At 52.7% G+C, this 13,175-nt stretch carries 11 protein-coding genes; 4 read left to right on the top strand and 7 right to left on the bottom strand.

Annotated elements, in window-relative coordinates; all coding sequences use genetic code 11:
• The first annotated feature begins 2 nt into the window (after positions 1 to 2).
• Positions 3 to 3,128: a type I restriction endonuclease subunit R gene (locus M4951_RS07190; protein WP_262025804.1), complete on the top strand. Its 3,126-nt coding sequence runs from the start codon at positions 3 to 5 to the stop codon at positions 3,126 to 3,128.
• A complete protein-coding gene (locus tag M4951_RS07185; protein WP_262025803.1) occupies positions 3,125 to 3,838 on the top strand; it encodes a M48 family metallopeptidase in 714 nt (237 codons plus the stop codon). Before M4951_RS07190 ends, M4951_RS07185 begins: the two co-directional genes overlap by 4 nt.
• Positions 3,839 to 4,151: 313 nt before the next feature.
• Here the strand turns inward: M4951_RS07185 and M4951_RS07180 are convergent, their stop codons facing one another.
• From M4951_RS07180 to M4951_RS07155, 7 genes are all read right to left on the bottom strand, one after another.
• Entirely contained in the window at positions 4,152 to 5,417 is a 1,266-nt protein-coding gene (locus M4951_RS07180; protein WP_262025802.1) for a hypothetical protein, read from the bottom strand.
• Positions 5,418 to 6,080: 663 nt separating this feature from the next.
• The gene (locus tag M4951_RS07175) at positions 6,081 to 7,799 is read right to left on the bottom strand and encodes an AAA family ATPase (RefSeq protein ID WP_262025801.1); all 1,719 of its coding nucleotides are present in this window, start codon (positions 7,797 to 7,799) and stop codon (positions 6,081 to 6,083) included.
• Positions 7,762 to 7,986, bottom strand: coding sequence for a helix-turn-helix domain-containing protein (locus tag M4951_RS25630; protein WP_410050421.1), 225 nt, complete (start codon positions 7,984 to 7,986; stop codon positions 7,762 to 7,764). The genes M4951_RS07175 and M4951_RS25630 overlap by 38 nt, the downstream gene beginning before the upstream one ends.
• Before the next feature lie 15 nt (positions 7,987 to 8,001).
• Complete coding sequence (locus M4951_RS07170) at positions 8,002 to 8,214, bottom strand: DUF1580 domain-containing protein (RefSeq protein ID WP_262025800.1); 213 nt, start codon at positions 8,212 to 8,214, stop codon at positions 8,002 to 8,004.
• 943 nt (positions 8,215 to 9,157) lie between these two features.
• Entirely contained in the window at positions 9,158 to 9,880 is a 723-nt protein-coding gene (locus M4951_RS07165; RefSeq protein ID WP_262025799.1) for a DUF5131 family protein, read from the bottom strand.
• A gap of 21 nt (positions 9,881 to 9,901) precedes the next feature.
• Positions 9,902 to 11,011, bottom strand: a complete 1,110-nt coding sequence (gene tcmP / locus M4951_RS07160; protein WP_262025798.1) for a three-Cys-motif partner protein TcmP — start codon at positions 11,009 to 11,011, stop codon at positions 9,902 to 9,904.
• Positions 11,012 to 11,580: 569 nt separating this feature from the next.
• Positions 11,581 to 11,946, bottom strand: coding sequence for a cupin domain-containing protein (locus M4951_RS07155; RefSeq protein ID WP_262025797.1), 366 nt, complete (start codon positions 11,944 to 11,946; stop codon positions 11,581 to 11,583).
• 251 nt (positions 11,947 to 12,197) lie between these two features.
• Here M4951_RS07155 and M4951_RS07150 point away from each other — a divergent pair, with 251 nt between their 5' ends.
• Together M4951_RS07150 and M4951_RS07145 are read left to right on the top strand one after the other, a co-directional pair.
• Entirely contained in the window at positions 12,198 to 12,716 is a 519-nt protein-coding gene (locus tag M4951_RS07150) for a pyridoxamine 5'-phosphate oxidase family protein (protein WP_262025796.1), read from the top strand.
• Between the two features lie 73 nt (positions 12,717 to 12,789).
• On the top strand, positions 12,790 to 13,122 hold the full coding sequence (locus tag M4951_RS07145; protein WP_262025795.1) for a rhodanese-like domain-containing protein: 333 nt from the start codon (positions 12,790 to 12,792) through the stop codon (positions 13,120 to 13,122).
• Positions 13,123 to 13,175 lie beyond the last annotated feature (53 nt).

The following is a 13,175-nucleotide window of genomic DNA, read 5'->3' as shown; positions in this document are numbered from 1 at the left end:
CCATGAACGTCATCGGCAAGTCAGAACGCGAAACGCAAAACCGCGTAATCGGCCTTTTTCTCGATGAACTCGGCTATCGGTTCTTGGGCGATTGGTCAGACCGCGGCGGCAACAGCAATATCGAAGAAAAGCTGCTGACTGACTATCTAACCACCGCAGGCTACACGCCGGCCCAAATCAGCATCGCGATCTATCGCCTGACGACCGAGGCCAACAATCGCAACCGCGGTCTGTACGGCAACAATCAGGAAGTCTACAAGCTGCTGCGCTACGGCGTGCCGGTCAAAACTGCGGCGGGACAAGTGACCGAAACCGTCCATCTGATCAACTGGGCCGAAGCATCGAAAAACGACTTTGCCTTGGCCGAAGAGGTAACGCTGACCAGCGGACAAGAACGCCGGCCTGACCTGGTGCTGTATGTCAACGGAATCGCGCTGGGAGTGATCGAACTAAAAAACAGCCGGACCAGCATCGGCGACGGCATCCGGCAAAACCTGTCGAACCAGCTCCCCGAGTTTAATGAGACCTTCTTTAGCACAATCCAATTTGTCTTCGCCGGCAGCGACTCCGAAGGCTTGCAGTACGGCACGATCAAGACCGAGGAAAAATATTTCCTGAAGTGGAAAGAAGACGAAGAAGACAATTCGCGGTACAAGCTCGACAAGTATCTGCTGAAGTTATGCGACAAAGAGCGACTGCTGGAACTGGTGCACGATTTTGTGCTGTTTGACGGGGGCATAAAAAAGCTACCCCGCGTGCATCAATATTTTGGCATCAAGAAAGCGCAAGAGCACGTAAGCGACCGCCGCGGCGGTATCATTTGGCACACCCAAGGCAGCGGCAAAAGCATCACGATGGTGCTGCTGGCGAAATGGATCTTAGAAAACAACGCCGCAGCGCGAGTGGTGATCATTACTGACCGGGATGAACTGGATAAACAGATCGAGCGAGTCTTTACCGACAGCGGCGAAAAGATCCGCCGCAGCAACAGCGGCCGCGACCTGATGAGCCAACTAGCAGAACCGACGCCGCGACTGTTGTGCTCGCTGGTGCATAAGTTTGGTCTGGATACGAAGAAAGGGAAGAAGAAAAGTGACAAGCAGTTTGAGGCCTACATTCAAGAACTAGAAGCGAAGCCAAGTCTGACGGTAGGCGAAGTCTTCGTATTTGTGGACGAGTGTCACCGAACGCAAAACGGCCGTTTGAACAAGTTGATGAAGACGATTATGCCCAATGCAATCTTCATTGGCTTTACAGGCACTCCCTTGCTGAAAGAGGACAAGAAAACGAGTCGGGAAGTCTTCGGAACATACATCCACCAGTACAAGTTCAGCGAAGCAGTCGAGGACGAAGTAGTGCTGGACCTGGTGTATGAGGCCCGAGACATCAATCAAAAGCTCGGCTCCCCAGAGAAGATCGATCAATGGTTTGAAGCGAAAACCAAGGGCCTGAATGACTGGCAAAAGGATGAACTGAAAATCAAATGGGGAACGCTGCAAAACGTCCTCAGTTCGCGCTCGCGTATGGAACGAGTAGTGAGCGACATCATCTTTGACTTTAGCGTCAAGCCGCGGCTCTCGAGCAAACGGGGCAACGCAATGCTTGTCGCGTCTAGCATCTACGAGGCCTGTAAGTATTTCGAGCTCTTCCAAAAAACGGTCTTCAAAGATCGCTGTGCTGTCATCACGTCGTACAATCCGCTCAACAAAGATATCACCAAAGAAGAATCGGGCGCGAATACGCCGACAGACAAGCAATTCATCTTTGACACCTACACGGAACTGCTGAAAAACGTACCGGCGAAACCGGGCATGAACAAGACCGAGTCCTACGAAGACGCCGCCAAGACGTTGTTTGTAAAAGAGCCGGCCAATATGCAGTTGCTGATTGTGGTCGATAAGTTGCTGACCGGTTTCGACGCTCCGGCCTGTACTTATTTGTACATCGACAAATCAATGCACGACCACGGATTGTTTCAAGCGATCTGCCGCACGAATCGTTTAGACGGCGAAGATAAAGATTTTGGTTATATCGTCGACTATCAAGACCTTTTCAAAAACCTGATCAACGAGCAAGGAACCGGGGCCCTGCAAGTTTATACTTCGGAATTGGATGATTCCGACGGCGGGACTAGTCCCGAAGTGCTGATGCAAGATCGGCTGGCGAAAGGGAAAGATCGAATCGACAATGCGATCGAGGCGCTGGCGCTGTTGTGCGAACCGGTTGAAGCTCCGCAAAGTGAACTGCAGTACATTCACTACTTTTGCGGAAATACCGAGATCCCCAGCGACTTGAAAGAGCGCGAACCGCAGCGGACGGCGCTTTACAAAGGAGTCGTCGCGCTACTGCGGGCCTACGCTAATTTGGCCGATGAATTGCCCGACGCCGGCTATAGCGAAGCCGACATCGAGCGAATCAAGGAGCGGCTGGACTTTTACGTCAAGATGCGCGACACGATCCGCAACGCCGCCGGCGAAACGCTTGACCTGAAGCCGTACGAAGCCGACATGCGGCATTTGATCGATACCTATATCGAAGCCGACCAGCCGCGGAAGATCTCCCCCTTTGACGAGATGGGCCTGCTGGACCTGATCAACTCTACCGGGATGGCCGAAGCGATTAACTCGCGCCTAGCCGGCCTGAAAGGGAACGAAGCTGCGATTGCCGAGACGATCGAGAACAACGTCCGCAGCAAGATCATTCAGGAAGAACTAAGCGACCCGGCTTTTTATGAAAAGATGTCGGCGCTGCTGGATGAAATTATCGCCGCTCGCAAGGCAAAGGCGCTGTCGTACGAAGCCTATCTAAAGCGGATGGCCGAACTGACCAAGACGTTGAGCGCCGGCAAGACCAGCGACACGCCGGAAGCGTTAGACTCGCCGGGCAAGCGGGCAATCTTCAACCGGCTGTTGCAAGTGCTAGATGCCGGCGAGACGTCGCAAGGCCGCGAACGAGTCGAGTTGGCGATCAAGATTGACGACACGGTAAAACAGGTTCGCCCCGATGGGTGGCTAGGGGTGCAGGCAAAAGAGGAAGTGATCAAAGCGGCCCTGTACGCTATCCTGCAGGACGTCGACCAAGTCAACGAACTGTTCTTGGTCATCTCAGCCCAGCGGGAATACCAATGACCACGATCGAACTGGGCGAAATGGCCGTGGATGTCGTCTTGAAGGACATCAAAAACGTCCATCTAAGCGTGCATCCCCCGTCAGGACGCGTACGCATCGCCGCCCCCCGGCGCACCAGCATTGACTCGCTACGCCTGTACGCGATCTCAAAACTAGGCTGGATCAAAAAGGAACAGCGGAAGCTACGCGAACAAGAACGCGAAACGCCGCGCGACTATCTAGAACGTGAAAGCCATTACGTCTGGGGGAAGCGTTATCTGCTTTCGGTTCACGAAGCCGATCAGCCCCCGATGATCGAGCAAAGGCACCGACGCCTAGTGCTGACGGTTCGACCTGGGGCCAGCAAATTGAAACGACGTCAGATCATGGAAGATTGGTACCGCGAACTGGTCAAGTCGGCCGCAGTCGACCTATTCGCCAAATGGGAACCCAAGATCGGCGTAGAAGTAGCAGGCTTCTACGTACGACGCATGAAGACCCGCTGGGGCAGTTGTAACCACAACGCCCAAACAATCCGTCTAAACACGGACCTAGCCCGCAAGCCGCCAGAGTGCCTGGAATACATCGTCGTGCATGAGATGATCCATATCCTAGAACCGACGCACAACGACCGCTTTCAGAAGCTGATGGGGCGGTATCTACCAGACTGGAAGCATCGCCGGCAGGTGCTGAACCGGTTGCCGGTTCGGCATGAGGACTGGGGGTATTGAGACACGCCCCAATCCCTTGCTAGCAATATGTAGGTACTTTTAATAAAGCGTACCGATGGCTAGTCCTGACTCTTTACTTAGAAGGCTCAGTTTCGCTTGGCGAACTTACTTGCGTCGTCCCGTTCTGAATCGACACCTGAAAATGACCATGATGTTCCGTGACGATGCTACGCGGCTGGCTTTGTCCAGTTTCCAGGAGGGTAATAAACTGCCCTAGCTCAAGCAAAGCCAATCGGGCTTTAGACTCTCCATGCTGATCCTGCGTAGTCATTTGTAAGCTCCTTTTTTACAAACCAATTATACGTGGCATGCCTCACGAAGTCGATTCCGTGACCGAACTCGGAAGCGGATCTGCGGCCAACCGATCTTGATCGGAGATTTTACGCAGCAACTTTATCAAATTCAAAATAAATGGCTGAATTAATGCATTGAAATTTGACACTTGCGACACCATTTGAGGATTGATGCCTTCCGTACGCAATAGTCCAGGCTGATCAAGATGAATGTTTAGAACACCGATCGGCTTACAGCCTTGCGGTTCAGCCCGACCACAGAGCACCTCCGATGAAATGAGAGGTATGGAAACGAAACTTCGGACTGTGGCATGATGCGAAAAGTAATCGTGAATCTCATCGACCACGAATTGCTGAAAATCCCCTTCTGCCTGCATCCATTCGCATAGCTCCTTACGGACATCCTTTATGCCCGACGGCTCGCAAGTCTCAAAAGCCATTGGAGCACCGGGCAGAACTAACAATTTCCCTTTAGCGTTTTTTGCCTTTGCCGGAATTGGTAGGACGATCTTTTTCACTTTTGCATCTGGACTAGGTTCAACATCACCCGTGATAGTCATTGAGAATTCTGGCATCAGCTCCAGCACTCCTTGACATTTCTGCAGATCAATCGACCTGTCGCAAAAAAGTAGTTTTTCATCATTTTCTTCAGTCCAATCGGGAGTAATGCATGCACTCGACCGAAACAACATTATGTTGGCCGCATATCGCCCATTTTTCCGCTCCCCATCAAACGCTTTTGCTAGGAGCGCGATCATGCGCAGAAACTGACGAATTGCCAATGCTATGTCCTCGCGACTAGCTGCGGCTGTTCTCGTCCCAAGGACTGTATCAATGGCTGAATCAGATTTGGCGTAAAGCTGGGCGAACTCCAAAAGAAAGTTCTCTGGGGGCATTGTACGAACTAGAACTTCTAGTTTTTCCGACTGCGCTTTGAGTTCGTCAGCCGCGACCCGAACTTCCCTCTGAGCATCACCCCGTGCTATATCTGTCGCCTGTTGTCGAAAAAGAAATAGCAACGCCGAGAACAAAGAGGCAACCCAGAATACGCTCGGTCCCAAGGCGAGTTTGAATGGTTCCCAAGGCCATACCCAATGAAATGGAACAGCATCACGAATATCATCACTGAAGATCGATCCTAACCCGCCCGCAAAAAGAATGGAGAACGTCAAAAACGCCCCAAATACCGGGTTTAAAAAGACAGGGCTCCCTTTTTTTACAATCCAGGAATGTGCACATATCCATGGCTGAAGACAATCGAGCAAATAGGAGTAAACGCGTTTCATTAACGCCTCGAATTCACGAGTATGCACTTTAGCGTTGCTTCAAAGTTATACCCCCTACGATTCTCCTATGCCACACTAGAGTGGATTCAATTTTCCCCAAAGGGGCGGACGGACTGTATCGCAGATACACGCAAACAAATCTCCTCAACCGCCCCCCGTCCCCGTCGGAAGGACCCACCCTCATTTTCCCGCCCTACGTTCTGACAGCAGGCAATTCGGATCAGTGGCGAGGCCTTTTTTCTTTGCAGCGTTCACTTGGATGGGCGATGTAATTCGACCGCGCAATTCGGGAGGGGAAACGCCACAAAAGCAAGATTCAACAGGCCCCACGCCCCCCCACCTCGCCGGGTCCTTCTATCGTCTTTCAATAAGACGGTTTTCCCCCCGTTCACCCCATCCTTAGAGATAGTCCGTCCGTTCCCTCCCGCTGCCTCAAGCCCATGGCGGGGATTACGTCCATCCGGTTCCTGATCGTCTTACGATCCACCATGACCGCGGCGCCTCGGCAGAAGTCCGACCGCGGTTTCGCCGCAACCAATACCAACGCCGGCAAGGCATCGCAAAAACTCAATGGCCATCGGTCGCCCAAAGCCGGCCCGGTCTGCCAGTCGCCGGGAACGCCGCGCGGCAAGTTGGCGTGTGGGTTTCGCTGTCGGTCCGTGGTCATGCCGTCGCCCCTTCCATGGAATCGGCTGGGAACTTGTGCCAGTCGACGCCTGGGTCGATTCCATTTTGTCCTGTCCTACTCTTCCCGCAGTCGTCGCCAGTCGGAGGAACAGGAGGACAGGACGGGGAGGCCCCCTTAGGGGCCCCCGTCTGTCCCGCTGTTCCGACCGACGTTGGGAGTCCTATTCCTAGTCTTGAATTCCTAGTCTCCCACCCTTCCCCTAACTTGAAGATTTTGGTTGGCTTGTGGTTACCTAATTCGACAGTTCCGTCCTCGATGACTTCGCCGCTTTCGACCATCTGTTCCCATGTTTCGTTGAACTGGGAACCACTCAATTTAGAGTGAGATTTGATCTTCGATTTGGTTGCATCTTGGTCGCAAAGAAACTCAACAGCCGATCGAACTTTCCGGCGCCGAGCGTCATCAACAACGCTGATTTCGGCTTTCGCTTCCAAGTCCTTGACGTCGCGCGGATCGTACAGCGTGACATCCCAGCGGCGCCCGTTGGGGTCGTCTAACTTGCCTTCATAGACGTCGACGCCCCAGCATCCCCCATGCCCGGCACTACCGCCGATCGATAACCACATCTCATGAAATCCACTTCCAGATACGTACAACTTGCGACGGTTGATCAAGAACCATTGCCGCGCAAATTCCTGACAGCCGGCGCCGGCCATATCAGCCAGTTCCAAGACGCGCGGTTCGATCGACTTTTTCGTGTGATGGCAAAGAATCGGCGTCGCTCCGGTATCGAGACAAAGACTCGCCAGTTCCCGTAACATCGCCCCCATAGCGAAGACGCTGCTAGGGTCGGCGCCTGGGGCCATCAGATACAGCGGGTCGAATAGAACGACCTCGAGCGAGTTGGAACGTATCCAGCGCCGTAGCTCGAGCATGCTAGCCGGGTCGGCAAGGTTTGGAATCTTGAACGACCAGACAAGGTTTTCGATGCTGCGAAGATCGACGCCGGCAGCCCTTGACCATCGCTGGCTTAGGTCAGTCAACGTCTGCGGTCCTGACTCGCCGCTCATGATACCGACACGAAAGGACCGCTCCGCGGGGAAGTTCCCTAGAAAGCTTCCCCCAGTCGCCAACGTGGCGCACAGGTCGACGGCGAACGACGTTTTAAGCGATTTGGACGGGCCGACAATCAACGCCGGCTCGAAACGGGTCAGGACGCCCGGCAGGAGCCAATCGCGCGTCTGATTGGAATCCAACAAGTCGGCACAACTAAAAGCGTCGAAGCCTTTAGACCGCCCCCCAGTCCCCCCTTCAATTTCGGAGGTACGGCGGATCAGCATTGCCTGAATCGTCGCGTTATCGGCGCCGCTTTGCAATAGCGAAGTCTGCTCAGAAGCCAGCGATTCTAATTTTCGTCGTTCAAAGCAAGTCGCAAGAATTCCGCGGTAATACTCAAAGTTGAACGCGTTCGGCTCTCGCTTCAAGAGTGACGCGATCAATGGGGCGAAGTCGCCACGATCGAAGCCGCGGCGTGTAACCCGATCCACTAAAATCGCCAGGTCGTCGCATGGAATGCCTTCGCCGTCCAATTCCAGCATCACGCTATAAAGTTCGCGATACTGGGGGACATGGAAATAATCCAACGGCAACGGGTGCAGTTGAATCAGTTCGCACTTAAGCAAGTTACAGGCGATCGTCCCGGCCTCAACGTCGACGTCATGCGTCGGCGCTAGATCGATCGCCTGCTTTAGCATCTGGCGTACCTCCCTGCATTCTGGTGCGAATCCATTCTTCACACACGGGCATGTAATAGCGAGTGTTGCCGTCGACGGTTAGACTCGGCAGACCGTGGTCGCAAACCCACTTTCGCAACGTCCTGGGGCAAATCCCAAACGCCTCGGCCGCTTCCTCTGGGCGCAGCAGTACCTTCTGGATATCCATTTCCACGCCCCTTCCTTAGTTCAATGGCTCGTTGAGCGCTTGGTTGAAGCGTTCGACGGCGCCTTGGGAGGTAAAGAACCGTCCACCAACGCGCACGGCCTCTAATTTGAGGCCATTTACGCCGATTTGGGCATGTCGTCGGACGGTCTCGCCGCAGACCTTGACCGGGTAGAATTGGGCCGCCTTTCGCAGGCGAATCTTCTCTTCAGCTTTAAATTCCGTCGTCATAGATAGACTCCTTCCAATGGAAAAATGAAAGGAGACTCACGCCGCAAATGCCTTGACGGGTCGATCAGCGAACTCTACAAAGATGTTCGCCTGGACTTTGCTTACACATCCTTAAATCGCTCACCGTGCAAAAGTTGGCGATTTAAGAATGAAGAGTCTGGGCATTTTTTATGCGCTCGTCTCAAACTACAGTCTTGGCCGATGGCGACTTTCGCCGGCTTCGGCCTACCTGACTTTGCTAATTATGGCAATTGCTCCGAGGTGTATCGACCCCCAGTTCCAGTTATTTTGGATTTGTCCGGAAATGTCGCGAATGTCACAAAGTGTCATTAAATGTCCGGTATGCAACTAGCTGCAGATCGGCGTGTTTTATTCCAGGATTTGATTGTGGCGCGTCTCTGTACTCCAGCAACCCCTTCGTTTACCGGAATTGGATAAACAAGTCGCGGACTGCTTCGCTTCGTCCTTGCTGTCCAATATTGCGGACGTTCTGATACGCGCTACCCTTTCCATTCAAGCAGACGCGAAAATAGCTCAATTTCCAGCGTTAGTTGCAACTGTTCTCGACTCTGTTATGACGTCGATATCTCTCATGTCTAGTCGTTCTGCTAACTCGACATCGAACTCGCTGCGTAACTCCAAGCGGTCAAACGCTTCCCAGCAAAAACGTCGGCGTGCATAACCTAGCGAAGTCGAAAATGGCCAATAGCATCAGTTACAGCATCAGCCGCTTTTGTCTTTTGCTTGCAAGAGTAAGCGAGCTAAGAGTTTAGCTATAGAATGAGATAGCCCCGCCTCGGCTACTTGATAATAAAGGACTTGCGTCAAATTTAATTGACGCGAGTCCTTTTTCTTTTGGGACGCCAAAGCAACTGCCAAACTAAATAGCGAGATTGCGACAAAAGAGCCGACGAACAAACAGGCCGTCGGGCAGATTCCAAGCCTATGCAAACACGGGCTCGACAGAACGCGGTAACGCACTGTACTCCTGGCCGTCAAGCATCCTTCCAGCCTTCTTCTTATTCACGCCGCCCCATTGCTTAAAGAAGAATGGAACTTCGGCTTCTTGGCATTGGTCACGAATTTCTAGCACCCAATCTTTTTCGATTGGTCGCGCCCCGCGGCCAGATTCACCGCCAACAATTGCCCAATGAATTCCATCCAAGTTCAAATTTGCTAGCGGCCCTAGCAATGGCTCCAGAGAAAGAAATCGAATAGCGGCATTTGTCACGCGTAGGTCATCGATTCTGAAAGTGTAGTCGCTATTCTCAACACTTACGCCCATCCATACGTTCGACGGCCAATCAATCTCTGACGCTATTTCTGCAAGCCGCTTAGACCGTTTTGTGAGCACCTGAAATTGATGCCAGTGTGATCGCCTCATCACGTCAAAGACTTCTTGAATGAAGTCCAACGGAACATGGTCATGAAAAAGGTCGCTCATTGAATTCACAAAAATGACTTGCGACTTCTTCCACTTGAGTGGTTGATAGAGAACATCCTTGTGGAGCGTCAACTCAAACCCATTCGCGTACTTTTCTGCACCCATCGCTTTAAGACGAAGGGCCATAGTTTCCGCGTAACAATGTTTGCACCCCGGGCTAATCTTGTTGCAACCCGTAATTGGGTTCCATGTCGATTCTGTCCATTCAATTTTTGACTTCATCGACGATACTCCTACAAATTTTTAGACAAGTCTCAGGCGTGGATTTGCGCTCGCACTGAAGCGACCTTCGTAGTCTTCAGCAACAATGCTTCCATCCTTCCGGAGACCTCGCACAATCTCGTTTACGTGCTTTTCTAACCAAACTTCTTCACGCACTAATTCGTGAAGTTCTTTCCATCGCCTTGGACCTTGAACCAACTGAAACCGGACCCAGTCTTCGATGGGTCCCATGTCCGGTTCTGGCATGATTAGGTGCTGCTGCTTTGGATCATCAGACTTACGAGCGTAATAGCCGCCGTCTGGGCAAGCCGACCAAATGCAGTTCTTCATTAGGTCTCGGCCCGCTTCATGATTGGTTAAGTGCAGCAGAAAATAGCGAGTTCGGCCATTGTCCACCATACGAATAAACGTGCCCCATCTTGCACCGACAATTTCTCGAAAGAGGTTTGCACACTGGTCGGCTCGCTCGTCCGAGGTTTCACCGTCAATCTCATTGAGCCAGTCATGACCATTGAAAATAAGGTCCAGCGTTTGCCGCATCCCATCCTTAATGGTCCCGTTTCGCCCTTGCGCCATTGCCATGTCTAGCTCGCGCCAAATGATGTTCACAAAGAGTTCAACCCTGTTGAACTTCATCAGGCGATGTAGCAATTCCCCCGGCACAGAAAATCCAAAAGGATCACAGAACACAAAACTGGGTGCTAGCGACTTATTTTCTGCTTCGAGTTCCGACACCCAAGAATCAATAAGCTCAAAGCTATCGCCCTCGTGTGGATAAACCTTAACTCCTTTCGGCAAAGGTTCTTTCGCCTTAAGTTCACTTTCAAGCGCGGCCAAGTTCTCTGCATTATGCTCAATGAAGGTGAAGACGACTTCTCCTCCACTTGTCACCATTTCTAAGGCTCGATGGTTCAAAAGCGTATCAAGTGCTACCAACGGAGAGCCAAGTTCACCCTTGAGGTGCGTTCCGCGTCCTGCATGGGTATCGATATAAACAACGCGTCCATTCCACTTGGTGATCTTCGGAAACCAGCCTCCCAAATAGTCTTGAATCAAGTCGTGTTTCACGCGTTGAAGATTTGAGTATTCCTCCCAGTACGCCTTTTTCTTGGTGCCGCCAGACTTCGCCATCGCACGCCCCAATGTGTACATACATTCAGTATTATCCATTGACCGAAAAAGTCAACCGAAGCCCATACTATGGCGGGAAGCTAAGCCACTCAATTGGTATATCCGATCAAGTGTTCACTTAAGCGAAAAATTCGCATTTCTCCGCGAAATACATAACAGAACCAACCCTGAATGCGGTTTGAAAACTCGATTTGACTCAGAGGACAAACCAAAACGGAAGCCAGCGCCCGGGGATACCAATCACAGACGCTGGCCTTTCCAAGACTACAGAGTACGGTAAATCGCGAAGTGCAAAATCCCAGCGGGGCAACGCCTGAACCTGTGGGAGAAAAGACGCTTGCCGCGCCTGACAGGCGGAACGGGCATGTCAAACTCACTTCGCAGTCCTCAGGGAAATTAACCAATTAAACCGGCACACCGTAGTGAGACGAAATCAAACGTAGTGTCTGGCTGGCTACGGCTTCGGTGTCAGCATCGGCGAAGTAGGTATCAAGAATTGCGTGACGAAGTGCGTTAGGTCACGACGGATCCGAAATTGTGTCAATCGAGAACAAGCCGCTCCCCCCACCTCACCGATAAAAAACCGCCAGCCATACCGTTGGTTCCTTGGGCGTCGTCCAGGCGACGCGGTGTGGTTGATGGGCTGGCAGCAGGATGGCCTGGCCGGGGTTCAGTTCGACGGGGTTGGCTTCTCCTTTTATCTCTAATCGTGCGGCGCCGGTTAACAGGAAGACCCATTCGTGTTCGTCTTGGTCGTACCAAAAGTTTGGCGGCGAAGCGTGCGCGTGCGAAACGATTCGTTCGATTCGCAGCTGGTCGGTTTGTAGGAGCGTCTCTACTAACTCTTGCGGCAGGTTCTTCGGCAGGTCGGCCAACAGGTCTGTGATTTGCATTGCTTTCGCCCAGCTTTCCTTGGGATCGATTTTGCGTGCCATTGTAGCAATCTGCCGACGGCGCCTGGTTGCGCGGCGTTCAGGGCGGATGCGATGCCGCCAAAAATAACAGACGCCTGGTGCGCGATCCCTCTATTCTGCGGGTCTGGCCTGCCAAAAACGGATTCGGCACGCGCATTGCGGCCTAGTTTTGTCGCTACGCTTTCCAACACTCAATACGCCTACAGAGTCATACCCAGCCGTTGGATGCTGACCTTTGACTTGGCATTTATTCGTACAAAAAGGAGATCGCCATGAGCAACATGAATGAACGACAACAAATAATCGATACGCTGCGCGGTTTGATCGATGATATTCGGCACGCGATGCTGGTGACATCGGACGGTAGCGGACACCTGCGTAGTCGCCCGATGTGTACGGCGGGCCACAAGTTTGATGGCGATATCTGGTTTGTGACGGTCGCCGATGATCCGAAAGTCGCCGAACTGACCGCCAACCCGCAGGTCAACGTCTGTTACGGTTCGCCGACGCATGACGACTTTGTCTCCCTTTCGGGTCGCGCCGAAGTGGTGAAAGACCAAAAACGAATTGAAGCCCTCTGGAACGATCACCTGAACGATTGGTTCCCGGATGGAGTAGAAACGCCAAACCTGGCGCTGATTCGGGTCGACGTACACGAGGCCGAATATTGGAAACATCATTCCCGCGGCGTTCAAGGAATGGTTCGCTCGCTCTTTACGAAGACGAGTTCGAAGTCGGGCGAAGAGGATCACGAGAAAATCGCGTGGGAAGAACACGCCGCGATCTCGTGAATCGCAACCAGCGCGATGCGACGCCGACGATTCAAGTCAGTGCCGGGAAACACGGTGTGAAAGGAGTAGAGTGATGAAAGCGATTACAACCGCCGAACTGCAGAACCTGAAGGAGCGCGGCGAAGCGATTACGTTGATCAATACGTTGCCGGCCGAGAGTTTTGCCGAAACGCATATCCCCGACTCGATCAACATCCCGCGCGACCAAGATGATTTTGCTGAAAAGGTGGAACAAGCGGTCGGCGGCAAGAGTCAACCGATTGTGGTTTACTGCGCCAGTGAAGACTGTCCCTCGTCGACCAAAGCGGCGAAGGAGCTCGAATCGCAAGGCTTTACCAACGTCAGCGATTACGAAGGAGGCGCCAAGTCGTGGAAGCAGTCAGGACACGAATTGGCTCACGCCTAGCGACGCTGGCGAACAAAAATCAAGAGGCGAAGCGGCGGCGAGAACATTCGCCG

It is taken from the genome of Blastopirellula sp. J2-11 (genome assembly GCF_024584705.1).
GTDB lineage: Bacteria > Planctomycetota > Planctomycetia > Pirellulales > Pirellulaceae > Blastopirellula.
This window is presented reverse-complemented; position numbering and strand designations above follow the sequence as displayed.

Coding starts and splice junctions, on each gene's coding strand:
- M4951_RS07190 (WP_262025804.1), top strand. CDS start 3: ATGAACGTCATCGGCAAGTCAGAACGCGAAACGCAAAACCGCGTAATC.
- M4951_RS07185 (WP_262025803.1), top strand. CDS start 3,125: ATGACCACGATCGAACTGGGCGAAATGGCCGTGGATGTCGTCTTGAAG.
- M4951_RS07180 (WP_262025802.1), bottom strand. CDS start 5,417: ATGAAACGCGTTTACTCCTATTTGCTCGATTGTCTTCAGCCATGGATA.
- M4951_RS07175 (WP_262025801.1), bottom strand. CDS start 7,799: ATGCTAAAGCAGGCGATCGATCTAGCGCCGACGCATGACGTCGACGTT.
- M4951_RS25630 (WP_410050421.1), bottom strand. CDS start 7,986: ATGGATATCCAGAAGGTACTGCTGCGCCCAGAGGAAGCGGCCGAGGCG.
- M4951_RS07170 (WP_262025800.1), bottom strand. CDS start 8,214: ATGACGACGGAATTTAAAGCTGAAGAGAAGATTCGCCTGCGAAAGGCG.
- M4951_RS07165 (WP_262025799.1), bottom strand. CDS start 9,880: ATGAAGTCAAAAATTGAATGGACAGAATCGACATGGAACCCAATTACG.
- tcmP (WP_262025798.1), bottom strand. CDS start 11,011: ATGGCGAAGTCTGGCGGCACCAAGAAAAAGGCGTACTGGGAGGAATAC.
- M4951_RS07155 (WP_262025797.1), bottom strand. CDS start 11,946: ATGGCACGCAAAATCGATCCCAAGGAAAGCTGGGCGAAAGCAATGCAA.
- M4951_RS07150 (WP_262025796.1), top strand. CDS start 12,198: ATGAGCAACATGAATGAACGACAACAAATAATCGATACGCTGCGCGGT.
- M4951_RS07145 (WP_262025795.1), top strand. CDS start 12,790: ATGAAAGCGATTACAACCGCCGAACTGCAGAACCTGAAGGAGCGCGGC.